The organism is Faecalibacterium sp. An77, assembly GCF_002161315.1.
Classification (GTDB): domain Bacteria; phylum Bacillota; class Clostridia; order Oscillospirales; family Ruminococcaceae; genus Faecalibacterium.
This window is the reverse complement of the sequence record NZ_NFHK01000050.1, coordinates 1-17,654: the sequence shown is the minus strand read 5'-3', so window position 1 is coordinate 17,654 and position 17,654 is coordinate 1. Positions and strand designations below refer to the sequence as shown.

Annotated in this window: 17 protein-coding genes and 1 CRISPR repeat array; of the genes, 4 read left to right on the top strand and 13 right to left on the bottom strand. The window is 56.8% G+C overall.

Annotated features, from left to right (window positions below; translation table 11 throughout):
- On the top strand, nt 1-573 hold a 573-nt coding region (locus B5G28_RS12205), incomplete at its 5' end, for an IS3 family transposase (protein WP_144265538.1).
- Nucleotides 574-676: 103 nt separating this feature from the next.
- Here the strand turns inward: B5G28_RS12205 and B5G28_RS12200 are convergent.
- Complete coding sequence (locus B5G28_RS12200) at nt 677-1,399, bottom strand: iron-containing alcohol dehydrogenase (RefSeq protein WP_158099628.1); 723 nt, start codon at nt 1,397-1,399, stop codon at nt 677-679.
- Nucleotides 1,400-1,492: 93 nt separating this feature from the next.
- The gene (locus tag B5G28_RS12195; RefSeq protein WP_087249192.1) at nt 1,493-2,389 is read right to left on the bottom strand and encodes a LysR family transcriptional regulator; all 897 of its coding nucleotides are present in this window, start codon (nt 2,387-2,389) and stop codon (nt 1,493-1,495) included.
- A 669-nt stretch (nt 2,390-3,058) separates the two neighbouring features.
- On the opposite strand from B5G28_RS12195, the gene B5G28_RS15250 reads away from it, so the two are divergent.
- Genes B5G28_RS15250 through B5G28_RS12185 form a run of 3 tightly spaced genes read left to right on the top strand, consistent with a single transcriptional unit; the run spans nt 3,059 to nt 4,270 of the window.
- Nucleotides 3,059-3,541 (top strand): aldo/keto reductase, encoded by a 483-nt coding sequence (locus B5G28_RS15250; protein WP_343215551.1) that lies wholly within the window; start codon nt 3,059-3,061, stop codon nt 3,539-3,541.
- 36 nt (nt 3,542-3,577) lie between these two features.
- A complete protein-coding gene (locus tag B5G28_RS15245) occupies nt 3,578-3,904 on the top strand; it encodes an aldo/keto reductase (protein ID WP_343215550.1) in 327 nt (108 codons plus the stop codon).
- 39 nt (nt 3,905-3,943) lie between these two features.
- A complete protein-coding gene (locus B5G28_RS12185; protein WP_242967607.1) occupies nt 3,944-4,270 on the top strand; it encodes a flavin reductase in 327 nt (108 codons plus the stop codon).
- Between the two features lie 55 nt (nt 4,271-4,325).
- A CRISPR array of direct repeats spans nt 4,326-6,381; the repeat unit is 33 nt; unit sequence ATTTCTATCCACGCCCTCCGCGAGGAGGGCGAC.
- Nucleotides 6,382-6,600: 219 nt separating this feature from the next.
- Here B5G28_RS12185 and cas2 read toward each other — a convergent pair.
- The 11 genes from cas2 to B5G28_RS12130 all read right to left on the bottom strand — a co-directional run bounded on the left by cas2 (nt 6,601) and on the right by B5G28_RS12130 (nt 17,263).
- Entirely contained in the window at nt 6,601-6,891 is a 291-nt protein-coding gene (cas2, locus tag B5G28_RS12180) for a CRISPR-associated endonuclease Cas2 (protein WP_087249196.1), read from the bottom strand.
- Nucleotides 6,892-6,903: 12 nt separating this feature from the next.
- Complete coding sequence (gene cas1c, locus B5G28_RS12175; protein WP_087249190.1) at nt 6,904-7,935, bottom strand: type I-C CRISPR-associated endonuclease Cas1c; 1,032 nt, start codon at nt 7,933-7,935, stop codon at nt 6,904-6,906.
- Nucleotides 7,920-8,600: a CRISPR-associated protein Cas4 gene (gene cas4, locus B5G28_RS12170; protein WP_087249188.1), complete on the bottom strand. Its 681-nt coding sequence runs from the start codon at nt 8,598-8,600 to the stop codon at nt 7,920-7,922. Before cas4 ends, cas1c begins: the two co-directional genes overlap by 16 nt.
- The gene (gene cas7c, locus B5G28_RS12165) at nt 8,600-9,484 is read right to left on the bottom strand and encodes a type I-C CRISPR-associated protein Cas7/Csd2 (protein ID WP_087249186.1); all 885 of its coding nucleotides are present in this window, start codon (nt 9,482-9,484) and stop codon (nt 8,600-8,602) included. The genes cas4 and cas7c overlap by 1 nt, the downstream gene beginning before the upstream one ends.
- A 2-nt stretch (nt 9,485-9,486) precedes the next feature.
- Nucleotides 9,487-11,247 carry a type I-C CRISPR-associated protein Cas8c/Csd1 gene (gene cas8c, locus B5G28_RS12160; RefSeq protein ID WP_087249184.1) on the bottom strand — a complete coding sequence of 587 codons (1,761 nt, stop codon included), beginning with the start codon at nt 11,245-11,247 and terminating at the stop codon, nt 9,487-9,489.
- Nucleotides 11,244-11,888 carry a type I-C CRISPR-associated protein Cas5c gene (gene cas5c / locus B5G28_RS12155; RefSeq protein ID WP_242967604.1) on the bottom strand — a complete coding sequence of 215 codons (645 nt, stop codon included), beginning with the start codon at nt 11,886-11,888 and terminating at the stop codon, nt 11,244-11,246. The genes cas8c and cas5c overlap by 4 nt, the downstream gene beginning before the upstream one ends.
- Nucleotides 11,889-12,162: 274 nt before the next feature.
- Nucleotides 12,163-14,334 (bottom strand): CRISPR-associated endonuclease Cas3'', encoded by a 2,172-nt coding sequence (locus B5G28_RS12150; RefSeq protein WP_087249180.1) that lies wholly within the window; start codon nt 14,332-14,334, stop codon nt 12,163-12,165.
- Between the two features lie 351 nt (nt 14,335-14,685).
- Nucleotides 14,686-15,879, bottom strand: coding sequence for a site-specific integrase (locus B5G28_RS12145; protein ID WP_087249179.1), 1,194 nt, complete (start codon nt 15,877-15,879; stop codon nt 14,686-14,688).
- 88 nt (nt 15,880-15,967) lie between these two features.
- Nucleotides 15,968-16,171, bottom strand: a complete 204-nt coding sequence (locus tag B5G28_RS12140; protein ID WP_025654190.1) for an excisionase — start codon at nt 16,169-16,171, stop codon at nt 15,968-15,970.
- A gap of 431 nt (nt 16,172-16,602) precedes the next feature.
- Nucleotides 16,603-16,845, bottom strand: coding sequence for a helix-turn-helix domain-containing protein (locus B5G28_RS12135; protein ID WP_025654191.1), 243 nt, complete (start codon nt 16,843-16,845; stop codon nt 16,603-16,605).
- Complete coding sequence (locus tag B5G28_RS12130) at nt 16,838-17,263, bottom strand: sigma-70 family RNA polymerase sigma factor (RefSeq protein WP_242967603.1); 426 nt, start codon at nt 17,261-17,263, stop codon at nt 16,838-16,840. The genes B5G28_RS12135 and B5G28_RS12130 overlap by 8 nt, the downstream gene beginning before the upstream one ends.
- Between the last annotated feature and the right edge of the window lie 391 nt (nt 17,264-17,654).

Sequence of the window (17,654 nt, the reverse complement as noted above, 5' to 3'; positions counted from 1 at the left end):
CTGTCTGAAATCCGCAGACGCAGGCAGTGGAAGCAGCTGGGGCAGCAGATTCACAGGTATGAGAATCTGCTGAATCGGGATTTCCATACAGAAAGACCAAACAGCAAATGGGTCACCGATATCTCTTATATCCATACAGAGCAAGGCGTCCTGTACCTGTCCATGATCCGGGATCTGTACGACAACAGCATTGTAGCTTACAAAACAGCAACATCCCAGACTGTCAACCTGGTGCTGGATACCATTCGCCTTGCCATGAAGAAAGAGAAAGTCGCTGGGGAGTTGCACCTCCACAGCGACCAGGGCTTTCAATATACCTCACACGGATATTTTAAGCTGACTCAATCTTACGGCATTACGCCTTCCATGTCAAGACGCGGAAACTGCTATGACAACGCAATGGCCGAAAATTTTTTCGGTATCCTGAAAACAGAATGTATCTACCGCCAAAAGCTCAAAACGTTTCAGCAGGCCAACGACCTGATCGACGAGTACATCCACTTTTACAACTATGAGCGGCTCCAGACAAAGACTGGCCTGGCGAAGCGAGAGCGGAGCCAGGCCAGTCTTTGATTCGTTTATTCCACCCCTTGCAGGCTTCTTTTTTGTACTGTCCGCACAATATGGGGCGGTTCACTGTAGATCGGGTAGCTCTTGTGTTTTCACAGACATTCGGTCAAAATCTCGTACACTTCATCATGGGTAAGGATGCGGGGCCGCCTGTCAGAAGGTTGACGCTGTCTGCCACCTGGCGCAGCAGGGGCGGGGTGATGAGCGTCTTGCTGCGCAGCTGGGAGAGTTTGGTGGGCAGGCCGCACTCTGCAATGAACGCAGCGAGGGAATCCACAGCTTCCTCGGCAAGGTCGGCTTCACTGCGGCCTGCGGGGTCAATGTTCCAGACGGCCTGGGCCATCCGGGCCAGTTTCGGGGCAGCGTCCTTACAGATATGGCGGTAATAGGCTGGATGAATGACTGCAAGGCCCTGGCCGTGGTTGCAGTCGGTGTAGGCTCCCAGCTGGTGTTCGATCTGGTGGCATTCGAAGTCGGTGGTGCGGCCCACCTTGAGGATGCCGTTTTCAGCCATGGCCGAGGTCCACATCAAGTTGCTGCGGGCGGTCAGATCGTTTATGTCGCGCAGCAGTGCACGCATATTCACTACCGTGCTGCGCATAACAGCCAGGGCCACCTCGTCCGAGACGTTGTCCAGGTCGGAATGGCCGAAGAAGGTCTCCATGGCGTGGCTGAGAGTATCAAAGGCGCCGGTGCCGTTGTCGTAGCGGCGGACGTAGATGAAACCATAGCGCTTGGCATATTCGCCGGTGGAAGCGGACACCAGATCGATGCATCCCCAGGGGGTGTAGCCCATCAGATCAACACCGTCTTGGACCGCCTCTTTCATCTGCTGCCGGGGAATACATCCGTTTGTGAGCCTAGTATAAAAAAATCGAGACTTCAGGAGAAGTCTCGATTGGTTATGTTGTTACTGAAAGGTTTAAGCTCTGGGCGCGGCTTTCTGGACCGTTTCCAGAAAGGCGGCCACCAGGGGAGCAGGTTCGGGGGCGTGGAGCAGGCCGAAAGGGATTGTGTAACCCCAGTCCACCGGCAGGATTTTGAGCAGCGGATGGACATAGTGCCAGCTCTCTACCGCCATCAGAATATAGCCCCGGTTCTCGCAGTCGTTGAAGACGCCGGTGTCGTAAAAATCAAAGTCCACGATCTGAATTTGGGGGTGGTTTTTCCAGATGTCATCCCGCAGAAGGTCCACATAATGGCTCCACCCGCGCCGGATCAGCATCAGTTTTTCGCCGTAGAAGTCCTGTACCGTCAGGCTGTCTTTTTGGGCCAGCGGGTGGTAGGCCGATACAGCACAGCAGATGGGTTCCCGGGAAAGTTCCAGTCCGGCGCAGCGGCGGAGCTCCAGCATGGTATCGTCAAAGATGCCGGCCACCACATCGATGTTCTGGCCAAGGTTGGATAAAATCTCCCGGGCGTTCTGGGGCGTGTTGTCGAAGGGAACCAGTTGGAACTTGAGGTCGGGGCGGTACTGCTGTACCCGGGGCCAAAGATCCACCAGGAACTGGGCCGGCGTCATGGGGGAGGTGCCGATGCGAATCACTTTTTCGCTCTCCTGCATGGAGCTGCGGGCCCGCGTGATGGAGTCGTTGCAGTACTGAATGATGTATCGCGCATCCTGGTAGAGGCTCTGGCCCGCCGGGGTGAGCTGCAGGCCCCGGTGGGCGCGCACAAAGAGCTGCAGGCCCAGGCCCTCTTCCAGCAGGTTGATCTGTTTGATGACCGCAGGCGGCGAGATATACAGCCGTTCGGCGGCTTTGTTGAAGCTGCCGGCGTCCGCCACGCACAAAAATGTATCGAGCTGCGGGTTATACACACAGATCACCGTCCTTTTGAATCACTGGTTTTATTGTATCGTCAGGGAAAAGGCTTTGTCAAGGCTCAGCGCTCAAAAAGCAAAACAAGGGTGTGCCCGGATGGGCACACCCTTGTGCGTGGAAAATGAGAAATTCAGCGTTTGCCGGCTTCATGGGTATAGGTGAGGGATGGGCACCGCTTTGTTTTGGCGGATCTGCAAAAAAGTCATCTGTATCGTTGTCTTTAGGATATCTTCAAAGGTGCTAAAAGACAACGACCGGTCACGAAAGCCTCTTTCATAAAATGAAAAGATGCGCACGCCCCTCGGTGTGAACCCCAACGTTACAACTGCATAACCAATGGAGACTTCTGCTGGAGCCCAATTCCTTTTATACTTGATACAGACCCGGCCGCAGCTTGCAGGCGTCGTCGGTGGGGTTGGGCTGTATGTTTTTTTCCACGCCTACGGCGCCCCACCGATGCACAGGACGCAGGCACACTGCTGCGGCAGGCTTATGGTTTCAGCTACACTTTTTTGACACGGCTGAGGTGTACGGTACCCCGGCCGACCCGCATAGCAGCGAGCAGCTGGCAGGGGAAACCCTGGCTCCTGAACGGCATGGAGATGTCGGAGGTGTTCGGTGGAACGAAACGGACCGTACAATGAATATTTAAGGAGGTTTTCTTTATGGAATACGTAACTTTAAATAACGGCGTCAAGATGCCCATGGCGGGCATTGGCACCTTCCTGCTGACCCCCGACGAGGCCGAAACTTCGGTCCTCAGCGCTCTGGGAGACGGCTACCGTCTCATCGACACGGCCAACGCCTATCTAAATGAGAAGGCTGTGGGCCGCGCCATCCGCGAGAGCGGCCTGCCCCGGGAGGAGATTTTCCTGGAGACCAAGCTCTGGCCTTCCTTCTACGAACAGCCCGATGCAGTGGACAAGACCCTCGAACGGTTGGACACGGATTACATCGACCTGCTGCTCATCCATCAGCCCGCAGGCAACTATCTGGCCGGCTACCGCCAGATGGAGAAGGCCTGTCAGGAGGGAAAAGTCCGGGCCATCGGCCTGTCCAACTTCAATCGGACGCAGATCGAGGAGATTCTCTCCCAGTGCAAGGTTCGGCCTGCAGTCCTTCAGACCGAGGTTCATCCCTACAACTAGGAGAAGGAGCTGAAGGCTTTTCTGGATGAGGAAGCCATGGTGATTCAGGCCTGGTATCCCCTGGGCCATGGGGACAAGACCCTGATTCAGGAGAAGGTTTTTACTGAGTTGGCTCAGAAATACAGCAAGAGCAATGCACAGACCATCCTGCGCTGGCAGATTCAGAGCGGCAACATTGTCATTCCCGGTTCCAGGAACCCCGCCCATATCAGGGACAATTTCGATTTATTCGACTTCACCCTCACCGACGAGGAGATGAGCCGCATCGCAGCCATGGACCAGTGCAAGCGCTACTATACCAGCACCCCCGAACTGCTGCGCCGCTACGCCGAGATTGTGCCCGACGTGGATGGTCAGAAGTGAGCCCGATTTGTCACATTTCAGAAGGGAGAGAAGCATGCTATGCGCACAGATTTTGGCGTAAAATCCTGGTTTTATCCTCTGCCGGTTCTCATCATCGGGACATGGAATCCTGACGGCACAGCCGACGCCATGAACGCCGCCTGGGGCGGCCTGTACGACGCCGACAAAGTGGTCCTCTGCCTCAGCGAGGATCACCGCACCACCCGGAACATTCGGACCAATGGAGCTTTCACCGTCAGCTTTGCTGATGCGGAACACGTCACAGCCGCCGACTACGTCGGACTGGTGTCGGGCAACAATGAACCCCACAAGATGGAAAAGCTCATTTCCACCCGATCAAGAGCGCGCATGTCAACGCCCCTCTGATTCAGGAACTACCGGTGGCGCTGGCGCGTTTTGGTATTACGTTAACCATGTCCGAATTTCTATCCACGCCCTCCGCGAGGAGGGCGACTCTGCGGAATGCTGTACTCGGTTTTTTCCGCCCAATTTCTATCCACGCCCTCCGCGAGGAGGGCGACAAGGAGGCGGCCCATGTACATTACCCCGCAGCTATTTCTATCCACGCCCTCCGTGAGGAGGGCGACCGGTTCACCCTTCTGCGGCTCCGGCAGACAGGACGTATTTCTATCCACGCCCTCCGTGAGGAGGGCGACCATCGAGGGCGAGGGCCAGCAGATCGGCAACAAATTTCTATCCACGCCCTCCGTGAGGAGGGCGACCAACGCCGACAAGGGTACCAGTTACACCTCCCAGATTTCTATCCACGCCCTCCGTGAGGAGGGCGACCTCACGCCGTCACACAGATTTTGTGTCGCAGGGGGATTTCTATCCACGCCCTCCGCGAGGAGGGCGACCTGGACGGACATTGACGACACATCCGGCGACTTTATTTCTATCCACGCCCTCCGCGAGGAGGGCGACAAAACCGGCCTGTTGACCGATTACACGCTTAGACATTTCTATCCACGCCCTCCGCGAGGAGGGCGACCACCTACGGCGTGGGATTTTCAGTGTGACAATATATTTCTATCCACGCCCTCCGCGAGGAGGGCGACCGCACTGGGTCAAGCATTTTGACGGGCTTAAAATCATTTCTATCCACGCCCTCCGCGAGGAGGGCGACCCAACACGCCGGGCCTTCTGAGCGGGGATTTGCTATTTCTATCCACGCCCTCCGCGAGGAGGGCGACGGTCCACCGCCCACATGGCGGATCCATCATAAAGATTTCTATCCACGCCCTCCGCGAGGAGGGCGACATCCGAAGTTGTGATCCCTTGCTGGAGCATCGGAATTTCTATCCACGCCCTCCGCGAGGAGGGCGACGGTGTGACTGCGGCAATGTTGTCACCGTTCTCCAATTTCTATCCACGCCCTCCGCGAGGAGGGCGACGAGAAAGGTCTTGGAGATCCTGGAGAGCATAAAAATTTCTATCCACGCCCTCCGCGAGGAGGGCGACTAGTTGATGCGGCATTCCATGCACTGCCCGCAGGATTTCTATCCACGCCCTCCGCGAGGAGGGCGACTAAACGTCCGCAGTGCGACGCGCCCGTCCAGTGCATTTCTATCCACGCCCTCCGCGAGGAGGGCGACGCAGTGCGTTGAAACGCTCCTTCTGTGCGTTCATATTTCTATCCACGCCCTCCGCGAGGAGGGCGACGTGTAGATTTCTGCTGCCTCTTCCGGCTCCTCCATTTCTATCCACGCCCTCCGCGAGGAGGGCGACCGGACAGACGCCGGGGGAAATCTGGCTGAACCCATTTCTATCCACGCCCTCCGCGAGGAGGGCGACGTAGCTGTGCTCCACACGTACCGCCCCGAGGATATTTCTATCCACGCCCTCCGCGAGGAGGGCGACCTTCTCTTCTCTTCTCTTCTCTTCTACTTCGTCCGGCCAAAATTGCCATTTCTATCCACGCCCTCCGCGAGGAGGGCGACCGCGAGCGGGGCTGCCTTGTCTTGAGACTATTTAATTTCTATCCACGCCCTCCGCGAGGAGGGCGACCCGGTATAAGGTGGGGGCACAGCCCCCACATGGGATTTCTATCCACGCCCTCCGCGAGGAGGGCGACCCGGTATAAGGTGGGGGCACAGCCCCCACATGGGATTTCTATCCACGCCCTCCGCGAGGAGGGCGACCTAGATCCGATATTGATGCAATCCAAAACCTCATAATTTCTATCCACGCCCTCCGCGAGGAGGGCGACGGCCCGCTGTACAGTGTCCTGGCTTCTGGCCAACATTTCTATCCACGCCCTCCGCGAGGAGGGCGACATAGGTCGCGGCGACGTGGAACCCGTCCGACGTATTTCTATCCACGCCCTCCGCGAGGAGGGCGACCTGGCTTTGCCGGTCGCGCGTGTTTGAGGGTCTGGATTTCTATCCACGCCCTCCGCGAGGAGGGCGACCGCTTCTATTTTGGCCGCCGCTCTGCCGTCCTCTATTTCTATCCACGCCCTCCGCGAGGAGGGCGACAGCAAATGTGACGGTCAAATGAGAATATAACCGCTGACATTTGTTCACAAAGATAAGGCTGACAAAAAAGACATCTGTATTTTATGCAGCCTGCAATGAATGAAGGAGACAATTTTATATTTTTACCATCCAGGAACAGTCAGAATCCGGTGCGAGGAAAGCGTGAAAGTTCTGCGGACTTCCGGCTCGCACAGAGGCGGCTGAAAGCAATCCAGTCCTTTACACGAAAAGAATTCCGTCCTGGGGCCATTGGGGCGTAAGTCCGATCTGCTCCACCTTGGATGCATAGTGATTGCCAAGACGGTAAAAACGGAGACTGTCCGTTTCCGGATCAATCAGTGCAGCCAGTTCGGCTTTGAACAGAGCGTATTGCGCCGCATCCAGCATACATTCAAAAACGGAGTTTTGAACCCGCTGGCCATAATTGACACAAGCTTTGGCCACGTTGCGCAGACGGCGCCGGCCGGCGGCCGTCTCGGTGTTCACATCATAGGTGACAAGAACCAACATAAAACCACCCATTTATTTCCAAAAGAAAGGAGGATACCGATCCAGATCTCCGCGCAGGGTGCGGGCCAGCAGAAGGGCCTGAACATAAGGGACAAGCCCCCAGGGAATCTTTTCACCAAGGAAAGGATGCTGGATGGTTTGCTGTCTGCGCTGCTGCCAGGCAGTCAGAAAGGCGCGCCGCCCTTCATCGGTCAGAAGAACGGCTCCGCTCTCCTGGCGAATGCAGTGTTTGGAGAGGGTGGTTTTCTGATTGATGCAGGTCAGAACAAAGCGGTCTGCAAAGGCGGTGCGCAGCTCTTCCATCAGATCAAGGGCCAGGCTGGTGCGCCCGGGGAGAGGGGTATGCAGAAAGCCGACATAGGGGTCCAGACCGACGCCTTCCAGTGCAGCGGCGCAGTCCCGGGCCAGCAGGGTATAGGCGAAGGAAAGAAGTGCGTTGACGGGATCGAGAGGCGGCCGCCGGCTGCGGCGGACAAAGGCAAAGTCTTTTTTCTGCTGCAGAATCAGATGATCCAGAACGCCAAAATACAGCTGGGCAGCTTCTCCTTCGATGCCGCGAAGTTCCTCTGTGGTCATGGCATCCTCGATTTTGGGCAAGGCAGCAGCCAGCTGGGCCGAGACCGTCTTGAGGGTTTCCACAGGAACGCGCTGCGGATGATCGCGGGTGGCACGTTCCAGGACCCAGCGGGCGTTATACACTTTCCCCAGGAGAAATCCTTTGGCGTACCGGCAACAGACGCCGGGGTCATCGGCAGCGCGAAATTGCTGCTGGCGAAGCAATACGTTGCCTCGGGTCTGGCCGACCGAGCGGGCCAAAAACTGCCCGCGGGGTGTAAAAAAGGCCAAATCTACGTTCCGCTGCGCACAGGCGCCCATCAGGGCAGGAGAAGCGCCCGGATAGGAAAAACAGAGGATGCCCTCCAGAGTGTGCAGCGGGAAACGGGCCGTTTCGGTTTGGTCCTGCTTGATGACAACGTTTTCGCCGTCCAGGGTCAGATAGCTGCTTTCGGTCAGGACAAACAGGGTATTCAGCAGCTTTCGCATGGTATTTCTCCTTCGGATTCCAGCAGGTAGGTGCGAACGTACCCGGCAGCATCGGCGCGGCGGCATAGGACAGGCAGACAAAGCTCTTTTAAAGAACAGGCGTTGCAGTGCTTTCCGGGTTTCACCTTGGGCGTATAACCTCGGGCAAAGAGACGGGACATTTCCTCCGCCATGGACTGGGCCTTCTGGCGAAGCTCCGGCGTAAGTTCCACGGTTTCTCGCCGCCGGGTCTCGGCATAGAAAAGGAACGCCTGCGGGATGGTGCAGACCAGCATTTCTTCCAGCGCCATTGCCTGGGCGCAGAGTTGGAGACGATCCGCATCGTTGATTTTCGGGGAGCCATGTTTATACTCCACCGGTACAGGAAGCCAAAGGCCCGGGTATCCTTCCAGTGCAATGCCTTCAGGGTCGACGTGAAATTCCACCACGTCACAGGTGCCAGTCATTTTCAAGCGGTGGCTGACAACACGCATCCCCCGCACCACCAGGAGATTTCCACGCTTTTCATGGAAGGTTTCGTCGTGGCAGCGCTGATGCAGTAGCTGCCCTTCGGTGGTCTGGAGGTTTTCGGCCCACTGCTGCTCCAGGTGAATCAAAGCCCACTGACGCCGGCAAAAGGAAAAGTGCTGGATGCCGGACATCATCAGGTAACCGTCGGTGTCCATCAGGACAGTCTCTCACAGGTGACGCCGGCGGGCAGCTGCTGGTCCACCGTCACCACATAGTCGCTGTACTTGCGGGGGACCGTCACGCCGGCGGCGTGGTCCACATGAACTGCGTCAAACAGTTTGTAGGCGGGGGCGTTGCCCAGCTCACTGTCGTGCTTGAAGACGATCAGTTCCCGCACTGCCATTTTACCCCGGGCGGCGCTGTGGTCATTTTCAAACATATTCAGGATAGCCTGCCACAGAAGCTGCAGGTCTTCCTCCGAAAAACCGGTGACCTTGCGGGCCAGATTGGCAGAGACATACCCTTCGGCCCGGTACAAGCCATAGGGGACAATGTATTTGCGGCCCATTTCGGTTCCTTTTTTCTCGGCATCGGCCTCGGTAGTGATGGCCACCCGGGTGATGGTGATTTCCTGGGGCAGGATGGGGTCCACGCTGCGGGCAAAGCTCAGCTGAACGGGTCCCCGGACCTGGCCGCAGTTCAAAGCGCCTTTGACAAAGGTGGTCATCACCGCGCCGAAGGTGCGGATGTCATAGAAGTTGTGGCACATGAAGTCACGGATTTTGACATCCAGGGTGGGGTCGTCCTTTTTGGCTGCCTTCAGGTCCTTGTCAACCCCTAGATAGGACAGGGCTTCGGCGTCGCTGCGCTGGAGGGGAACCTGGTCCTTGATGTAGATTCGGTAGCCCTCGGCGTCCTCTTTGGCCGTCTCCACATAATTGCGGATTTTCCGCTTCAGGCATACGTCGGTCACCAGGCCATAGCCGGTTTCCGGGTCTACCCGGGGCATATTGCCGGAATCGGGGTCGCCGTTGGGGTTGCCATTTTCGACATCAAACAGAATGACGAAATCATAGCGGTTCTTGATGGGCTCGGACATGGTTACTTCTCCTCCTTCTTGGTGTAGCGCTTCTGGGTTTCGTGATAATATCCGATCTGGAATGCACTCTGTTCCGGCAGCGTCATCCGGGCGGGCAGGGTCTCGGTGATACGGCTGCTCAGTTCGGTGATCCGTTTGTCGTAATAAGTAGCAATGCCGCTGTCCAGCTTGTTCAGGTGCTTTTGAGCCAGATTGATGAGAGTAGGAAAGACCAGAGCCGGGGTGGCGGATGCCGAATTGAAATAGCGGTTTTTGATGGTGGTGTTGATCCCCGGATTGGCGCGCTGCTGCACAGCTTCCAGGACCGAAAACAGACGCCCCAACACATAGGGTAGATAGGTGCTTTGTTCGTTCAATTCCATGGTCATAACCTCCTTGAGCTGTTGATTGCTGGAATTGCGCAGATAGTACGCTTTAAGAATGGCAGCCTGTCCCCAGCTGATATCCTGCTGGGCGCGGATGCGGAGCTGGACGCCGTCCAGCAGGGTGGCGGGGTAAGGGGCATTGTTCAGAATGGCCAGCAGCAGATCGCCGGCCAGACGGGGGCTGGGTTCGGGGCGCTTGGACCCGGCGGGCACTTTGCGCACCGTTTCCAGCACCATGCGCCAGACCGTGAGAGACGAAGTCTGGTCATAGGAAGGACGGACGATCCGCAGACGGTTATAATGAGCGTCTAGATTTTGGGCCAGCTGTCCGAAGCTGTTCTGCCAGAAAAAGCGGACCGACAAACGGGCAGCATTGGGGGCAAGCCCCAGAACATAAAACCGGGTATTGGGGTCCAACCGGCTTTCCTCCCAGTCAATGGCATGGCCGCTGGCCAACTGCTTCAGGGCGTTCAGAAGATCGTTTTCCTGATAAGAGGGCGCTTCCGTTCCCATACCGCCGAACAGGGCGGCCATGGCGCAGTCTTGATAGGCGTTGCCAGCTCCCTCGGCCCACAGTACAATCGTGGTGTCTCCCACCCGGCAGACGTGGTTGCGGTCGGCCAGCAGGGTGTTCAGGGCTGTTGTATAGGCAAAAGCGGCATATTCGCTTGTGGGGGCGTTGGCACCCTGCTCGTGGTCATAGGAACAGAAGGCAGAGGCGTTGAAGGACACCAGTGAAGCGCCGCTGCTCTGGGCGCCGGCCACCCCCTTGATGCTTGGATGAAGCTGGGCCAGGGGGCCGCGGCGGCCGGTGACCAGACAGAGAATATCCGGTTCGCCGGCGTCGTCTCCGCCGTCATAGTGGCGCTGCCACGCCTCACAGATGACGGGGTCCTCCGCAGCCGGGCGGCCCTGATACCAGAAGGTTAGATTGCCGCCCTTCATCAGGTCCTCCCAGTCCTCCTGCAGGACGGGACAGTCTGCGGCCCGGGCGGGGTCCCAGGTCTCAAAAAAGCGGACAATGGCCCGGGCAGCAGGGGAATCTGCGTCCCGCAGGAGACTTAGATGCAGTTCCTTGGCGGCTGCAAAACATTGGGCGGTTCGCTGGAGCTTGCCCTTGTTGTCTGCGCCCAGCAGATAGCCGCTGTTGTCCCAGAGAAAATTGGGCGCCACCCCTGAAGAACGCTTGACAGGGGCGGGGAGGGAATATTCCTGCGAGGCAAGAACCATCTTTTTGCCCCGGGAGACTTCCTGCTGCAGGTGCAGCAGCTGCACCAGATGGCCGTCGTCGTCCAGCAGCAATCCGTAGGAAATTTTGGAGAGGTTCCAGCCGGGCCGGGCAATGGTGCCGAGGTTCAGCAAATCCTCATAATAGTGGGTAAGTGCCTGCAGGATCATCGGAGCACCTCGCAATCCTGAACGTTCAGAACGCCGTTGTCCAGTTTGGCGCGGAAATAGGTGGGGGTAATGTGCTGGGGATCAGAATAGTCGAAATCATACAGCATCAGGCCCAGGTCCCGGGTTTCCGGGATGGTGGGAATGGGGCCGCCCGGCCAGCGCCGGAAAGATGCGGAAAACTCCCTGCACCCCAGATACGGGGTGTTGAAGCACTGGCCCCGTTCCATCCGGCGGGTGACAATATCCTGAAATTTGCCGGGATTGTCGGACGGAGAGGCCTTGTCGGTCATATCAAAATGGGCCTCAATGACATAGTGGACATCCTGCAACAGCATGGAAGAGCGCTGTACGATTTCCTGAGGTGTGGCCAAGTATAAATCCTGTTTGCCGCCCTGGGCTGCCTGGCGCACATTGCGGGCCGAAATTTTGCTCATGACCTCGTTGCGCCGGATGCTGACAAAGCGGATGGGATTCATCACATAAATGCGGTCAATGTGCCACCGCAGACCAGGATGATAATAGATGGCTTCCACCATCCCGCGGGCCGCCGAAGGGGTGGGTACGTCATACGAAGCTCGCTCCACCTTCAGTTCGGGCCTGCTGAACAGGGCGTAAGGCCCCCAGACTTCCAGTTGGATCACTGCGACAACTCCTTTCTTCAATTAAATGTAATTTAAAATTGATTGCGATATGATTCTATACCCGATCCCCAAAACTGTCAAGACAAACCGGCAGATTTGTTGCATCGTCCAAATCAACCGCATGTAAATTGTGAAATTTGAGGGGTGAATTTGCCTTCAGCCCCATGATTCGATATAATAAAGGCGTCAGCAGCTGCTGTGGATAGAAAAAATTAGATGTACTTTGTAGGAAAGCGGCGGCAAGGAAGGATCTTGCCGCCCTTTTCTTATGCCATCATCCAAAAAGAGCTTTTCCGGTCTCCGCCTGCAGGGCAAGGCCGGTATTGCGGCTGTAGAGAGAAAGATCCGTCAGGACATAGCTGTCACCGTCCAGCGGCGTTGCGGCGCCTGCATCCAGTAGGCTTTGCAGGTGGTCTGGGTAGATGTTGACGGCATACTGTCCCAATTTTCGGTAGAGGGTCCGGCTGGAATGCCCGTCCCGCAGCTGGTCCACCAGGGCTTGCCCCTGCTCCACAGGAATGTAGAGGGTGACGGTAGGAGAGTCGATCAGGTGAAATTGTTCCGCCACGGTGGCAAATGGAAACAGGCAGCCCTGGATTCCCTTGAGGAACGCATCCAGCACCCCGTGAACGTCTAGAGCAGAGCTTCCTTTTAGGGTGCGGTAAAACGAAAAATAAGTTTCAATGGCTTGGGGACTAGCGGGGTCGGAAAACTGTGCCAGGACACTGCGGGTGGAGTCTACGTTGGTCCGAATCAGGGAAAGAGGACGTACCCCGTCCAGACAGAACACCGAGACCAGACTGTCCGCCGCATCCCGTTTACCCTCCCGGTTGCAGCGTCCGGCGGTCTGCAAGATGGAGTCGAGACCGGCTTCCTCCCGCCAGGCGGTGGGGAAGTCTACATCCACACCGGCTTCAATCAGGGATGTAGAGATCACCCGGCAGGGAAGCCCCTCCTGCAGGCGGGAACGAATCTGGTGCAGCAGGCGTTTGCGATCAACTGGGCAGAGCAGAGTGGTCAGGCAGAAGCGGCCTTCCGGTGCCACCAGGGCGCCCAGTTCCGGAACGGTGGCCCGGCGGTTGACCACACAGAGGGTCTGGGGCTGGGCGTTCAGCCGGGCGGCCAGGTCTTCCAGGGAGAGAGTGCCGGCCTGACAGAGGGTGGTCCGGCAGAAAAAGCTGTAGAGCGCCTGGGTGTCAGGACAGATTTCCCGGATGGAAAGATGGGGCGCCAGCTCTGCGAACAGAGGCTGGAGGGCTGGCTGGGTGGCGGTGCAGAGCACCGCTGTCACCCGGTAATACTGAACCAGCTGCCCAATGGCCTCCACACAGGGCCGCAGATAGGAAACCGGCAGGGTCTGGGCCTCATCAAAGATGACCACGCTATTGGCGATGTTGTGAAGTTTGCGGCAGCGGGAGGAACGGTTCCCGTAGAGAGATTCAAAGAATTGCACCGACGTGGTGACAATGACCGGAGCGTCCCAGTTTTCAGCGGCCAGAGCTTTCCGGTAAAAGGAAGGATCGGTCTGGTCTCCATTCACCTGGTAGTCTGCGCCGGAGTGATGCTCGATGACATTTTCTTCTCCCAGAACTTTCCGGAAAATTTCGGCGGTCTGGTCGATGATGGAGGTATAGGGGATCACATAAATCACCCGGTCCTTGTGGGCGGCCTGGGCATGGGCCAGGGCGAAAGCCAGAGAAGAAATTGTTTTGCCGCCCCCGGTGGGAACCGTGAGGGTGTAGAGTCCGCTGGTTCCGGTTTGTCCGGCGTGGAGACATTGCTCCAGAATTTCACAGCGCTTTTGATTGAGGGGTGTGGTGGGATTCTGCCAGGGGGCAATGTACTGCTGCAGGCGGTGGAACAGAACCGGAATGGAATCGTATCCGCCCCGGGGGGCGGCGCGGCCCAGCATAAAGGTTTCGGTGTCCAGAAAATCCGCGTCCACCAGGCAGGAGTACAGCATCCGAATGTAAAAGGCTTCGCTCAGATTATCCGGCGGGATCTGGGGCGGCCGCCGGGCCGAAGGCAGAGCGGGCAACTCGGTGTGCCAGGCATCGCAGGAGGGGATGGTTCGCTTCATCCGTGCACATAAGGTGCTGCCTTCCGGGCTGTCTGTGGCAGCACCCCCGTCCGGCAGACCAGCGTGGTGTCCGGCCACCGCAAAAGCAGTCTCCAGCTGCCGCCGGGCAAAAGCTTCCTTTGCTCCGGCGGTGGAGTGGTCAACGGTGACTGCTTGGCCCTGGAGCCGCTTTTGGAAGGCTTCGCTGTATTTGCCGATGTCGTGGAGCAGACCGGCCAGCCGGGCCTGTTCCTCTGCCCCGAAGGCGGCTCCTAAGTCCTGGGCCAGGGCAGCTGTGCCCTGCAGATGTTCCAGGATGGTCTGGGCGCGAGTTTTGTCCTCAGTTTGGTGGGCAAGGAAGCGGGTATATGTCTGGGCCGATTGCATGAATACACATCCTTTCTAAATAGAATCAAGCATTCTTTTTTTTATAATAACATAGAAAAAGTACAATAGAAAGGATTTATATAAGATTTTTAGAGGGGAGAAACTCTGTTATATTTTTCAAGATTGATCTGTAAAATATAATGGGATTCTATATGTATTTAGATTTTCTGTTGAAAAGTTTTACCGATTTTCTGATTATCTTGGCACCACTTCGCAAATGTCGGAATTGCTTGGAATATCAAGCATTTCCGGCATTTTGCGTTTCGGAAGATACCCCGCATATCATGGCATATCGGAGCCTCATTTGGCGGTCAAAAGTAGTAAAACCGTAGTAGAAAACCGGCCTTACTACTAAGCCGCCAGCTTGTCCATCGCCGCCTTCGCAGAGGCGTAATCCGCATGAGCGTAATAGTTCAGCGTCATGGTGATGTTGGAATGGCCCATGATGTATTGCAGGTCTTTGGGGTTCATTCCAGCCTGGGCAAGCCGAGTGCAGAAAGTGTGTCGCATGGTATGGGGCGTGATGTTCGGCAGGGCCTCATCAGGCTTGTGGTGCTTGTTGTACTTCCTGACAAGCCCCTGGAACATGCTCTCGTAGCAGGACGCCGTTTTGGGAAGGCCGCTTTGGTTGAGGAACAGGAAGTTGGTGTAACCCCCGATATTGACCGGGGCGGCCTTGCCCCTGTTCTTCACAGCCCGCTTCAACGCCTGATAGACCTTCTCGCTCATGGGGATCTGCCGCACGCCATTCTTGGTCTTGGGCGCGTCCACATAGTAGCCGAGTTCGCTGTCCCGCAGAAGCTGGTGGTCCACATCGATCCGGCGGTTCTCAAAATCCAGGTCCACTGTCAGGCCGCACAGCTCGGAGACGCGGAGACCGGTCCCCAGCAGGACGATGATCTCATCGCAATACTTCCGGTAGACCGGGTCGCTGCCGGCGAAGGCCAGGAGGCGGTCCTCCTGTTCCTGGGTCAGCGCGACTTTTTCCTCCGTGTCATCCTCCAGGACCGTGTCCATAGCGAAGTTGAACGGGTTTTTTCGGATGCAGTCATCCTCAATCGCCGTGTAAAAGGTCGCTTTCAAAGACCGTTTCCAGTTGTTGATGGTCTTGTAGGCATAGCCCTTCTCGCTCATCCTGATGGCCCATTCCTTGGCGTCCGAGAGCTTTACCGTGTCAATGCTTCGGGAGCCCAGGGGGTCGCTTTTCAGAACGGACATCAGGTATTCCCGACCCTTCTCAGTGCTCCGCTTGACATTCTTCCGATGGCTGTTCTGCCGGGCATAAAGCTGGCAGACCGTCATCTTCTTGCCGATGGTGTCGATCCCATCATTTAGGTCTCGCAGGATCTCCTTGACCTTCTCACGGAGCGAGATGTCATCCCGCTTGCCCGTGGGGGTCTTGTCGGTGGGGACCAATTTCCAGGCATACACGAATTGAGTCTTTCCGCAGGCGTCCGTGTACTTGTAAGCGTATCTTCCGTCTTTTCTCTGGCTCTCTCCAGTTCTTAAAATTCGACCTTTGCTATCGCGTCTTTTCTCTGACATGATGTAAAGCTCCCTTCCATCGCTGGAATGAGCCTCGATACGCTATACATATTATACCGCGCCCTGGGCCCATTGTCAGCCGGCTTCGTCAAATAACCTCCAGCTCGTCGATGACTTTCTCAAACTGCTTGCGCTTGATCTGGAGGCGGTTGCCGTTCATAATGAGCCAGTTGGCGTCAGGGTTTTCCTCGGCTAACCTGCGGAGCTTCTTCTCCCCAATGCGAAAATATCTGGACGCCTCCTCAATGGAAAGCGTGTATTTTTGCCAGATAGGAATATCGTTCGTGTTCAAATACAACACCTCCTAATAATTTGCGCATCCCCTTTCAAGAGGACGGCGTTGCAAAGAATAAGAGGCAGAAAACGGATGGCCGCCGGCTGCGGCTCCACGGGAATTTCACCCCGGCCCATGCTGATGGGTGCGGCGCACGATGCTTTGCGGGCGTCCAATGCGCGAGTCTCATTATCTTGTCTGCGCGTCCTCGCCCACAGGCTGCCACACCTGTTTTGCGGCGCGGTGTTTATCGCTCGCCTGTTTGGTAGGGATCCCGTCCTGTGGACTTGCAACAGGGTCATGGCGCACCGGCCGACCGGCTCGGCACAGACAGATTGTATCCGTCTGCCTTATACTGCGCCGGAGGCCTCCCGCCGGGCTTTCTTTGTCAAGGAGCTTAACGGGGCACCGCGTGGAAAGGGGGAAAACACGCAGCACCCGGCCCTGGGTCAGTTCAGATCAAAGCCCAGGATGGAGATAATCAGCTTCGTTTCCAGCCGCCGGCGCAAATCTTCATCTACCTGGGGACGAGGAAAACCGTCAAGGTCATAGCTTGTCCTCGTAGACAGCGCGGCGATGTAGCCGGAATAGTGCCGGACTACCCGGTTCACCGCTTCGGGGTTGCCTCCGACAGCGGCGGCGATCACCGGATAAGGGATCAGCGACGCCCGCGTGCACGCAGATTTAATCATCCGCTTCACCTCCCATCAGCTCCTTCAGCAGCCGATAGGCTTTCTGCCTGCGGGTGTTGACCGTCCGGCGGGCCATGTTCATGTACTCGGCAATCTCGCGGTCTGCCATGTCCAGGAACCAGTACATCAGGAAGATGTCCCGGTTATCCTGGGGCAGGGCGTTCAGCGCCTCGGCCAGCCGGTCATCCTCGATTAGGATCACAGCCCCTCCCACAGGGAAGGCCGTGTACTCCCAGGAGTAGCGGTCATAAACCGCAAGCTGGGCCAATTCCTCCTCCGACAGTTCGCTGAACAGTGCCTCACACTTCTGGCGGCGGCTGATCTCACGATAGCCGTTGTACGCCTCGTATTTCAGCACCTTCTTGCAGTAGCTGTCAAAGGCGTGCTGCTTGTGCTCGTAGTGGCGGTCAGGTTTCAAGTTCTCACCTCCCTTCGTGCCGGGAGGCAGTTCTTTTCTTCCCCTTTCGCTCACTACTCGTTCAGCGGAGGTCCGTTTTGGCTTCGCTGCGGGGGGATTATGTGTAAATTTCTTGCCGCTCATAGATAAGCTCCTTTCGTTTCGTTCAGGCCAGTGGGTCGGAACGAAACGGGGCGGGGAGCGGCATCCCACACCCAGGCGCCGGCGCTCAAAAGAGCGGGAAGCAATATGGGTGAGCCCTGATATATAAAAAGCGAGCCACAGTTCACTTCTGAACTGCACCCCATTTGTTAGACAGTATGGTATACTGAAAACAAATGGGGTGTTTTATTGTGCCAAAAGGGAAGCCAAACAAGAGATATACACCGGAATTCAAGAAAATGGTAATCGA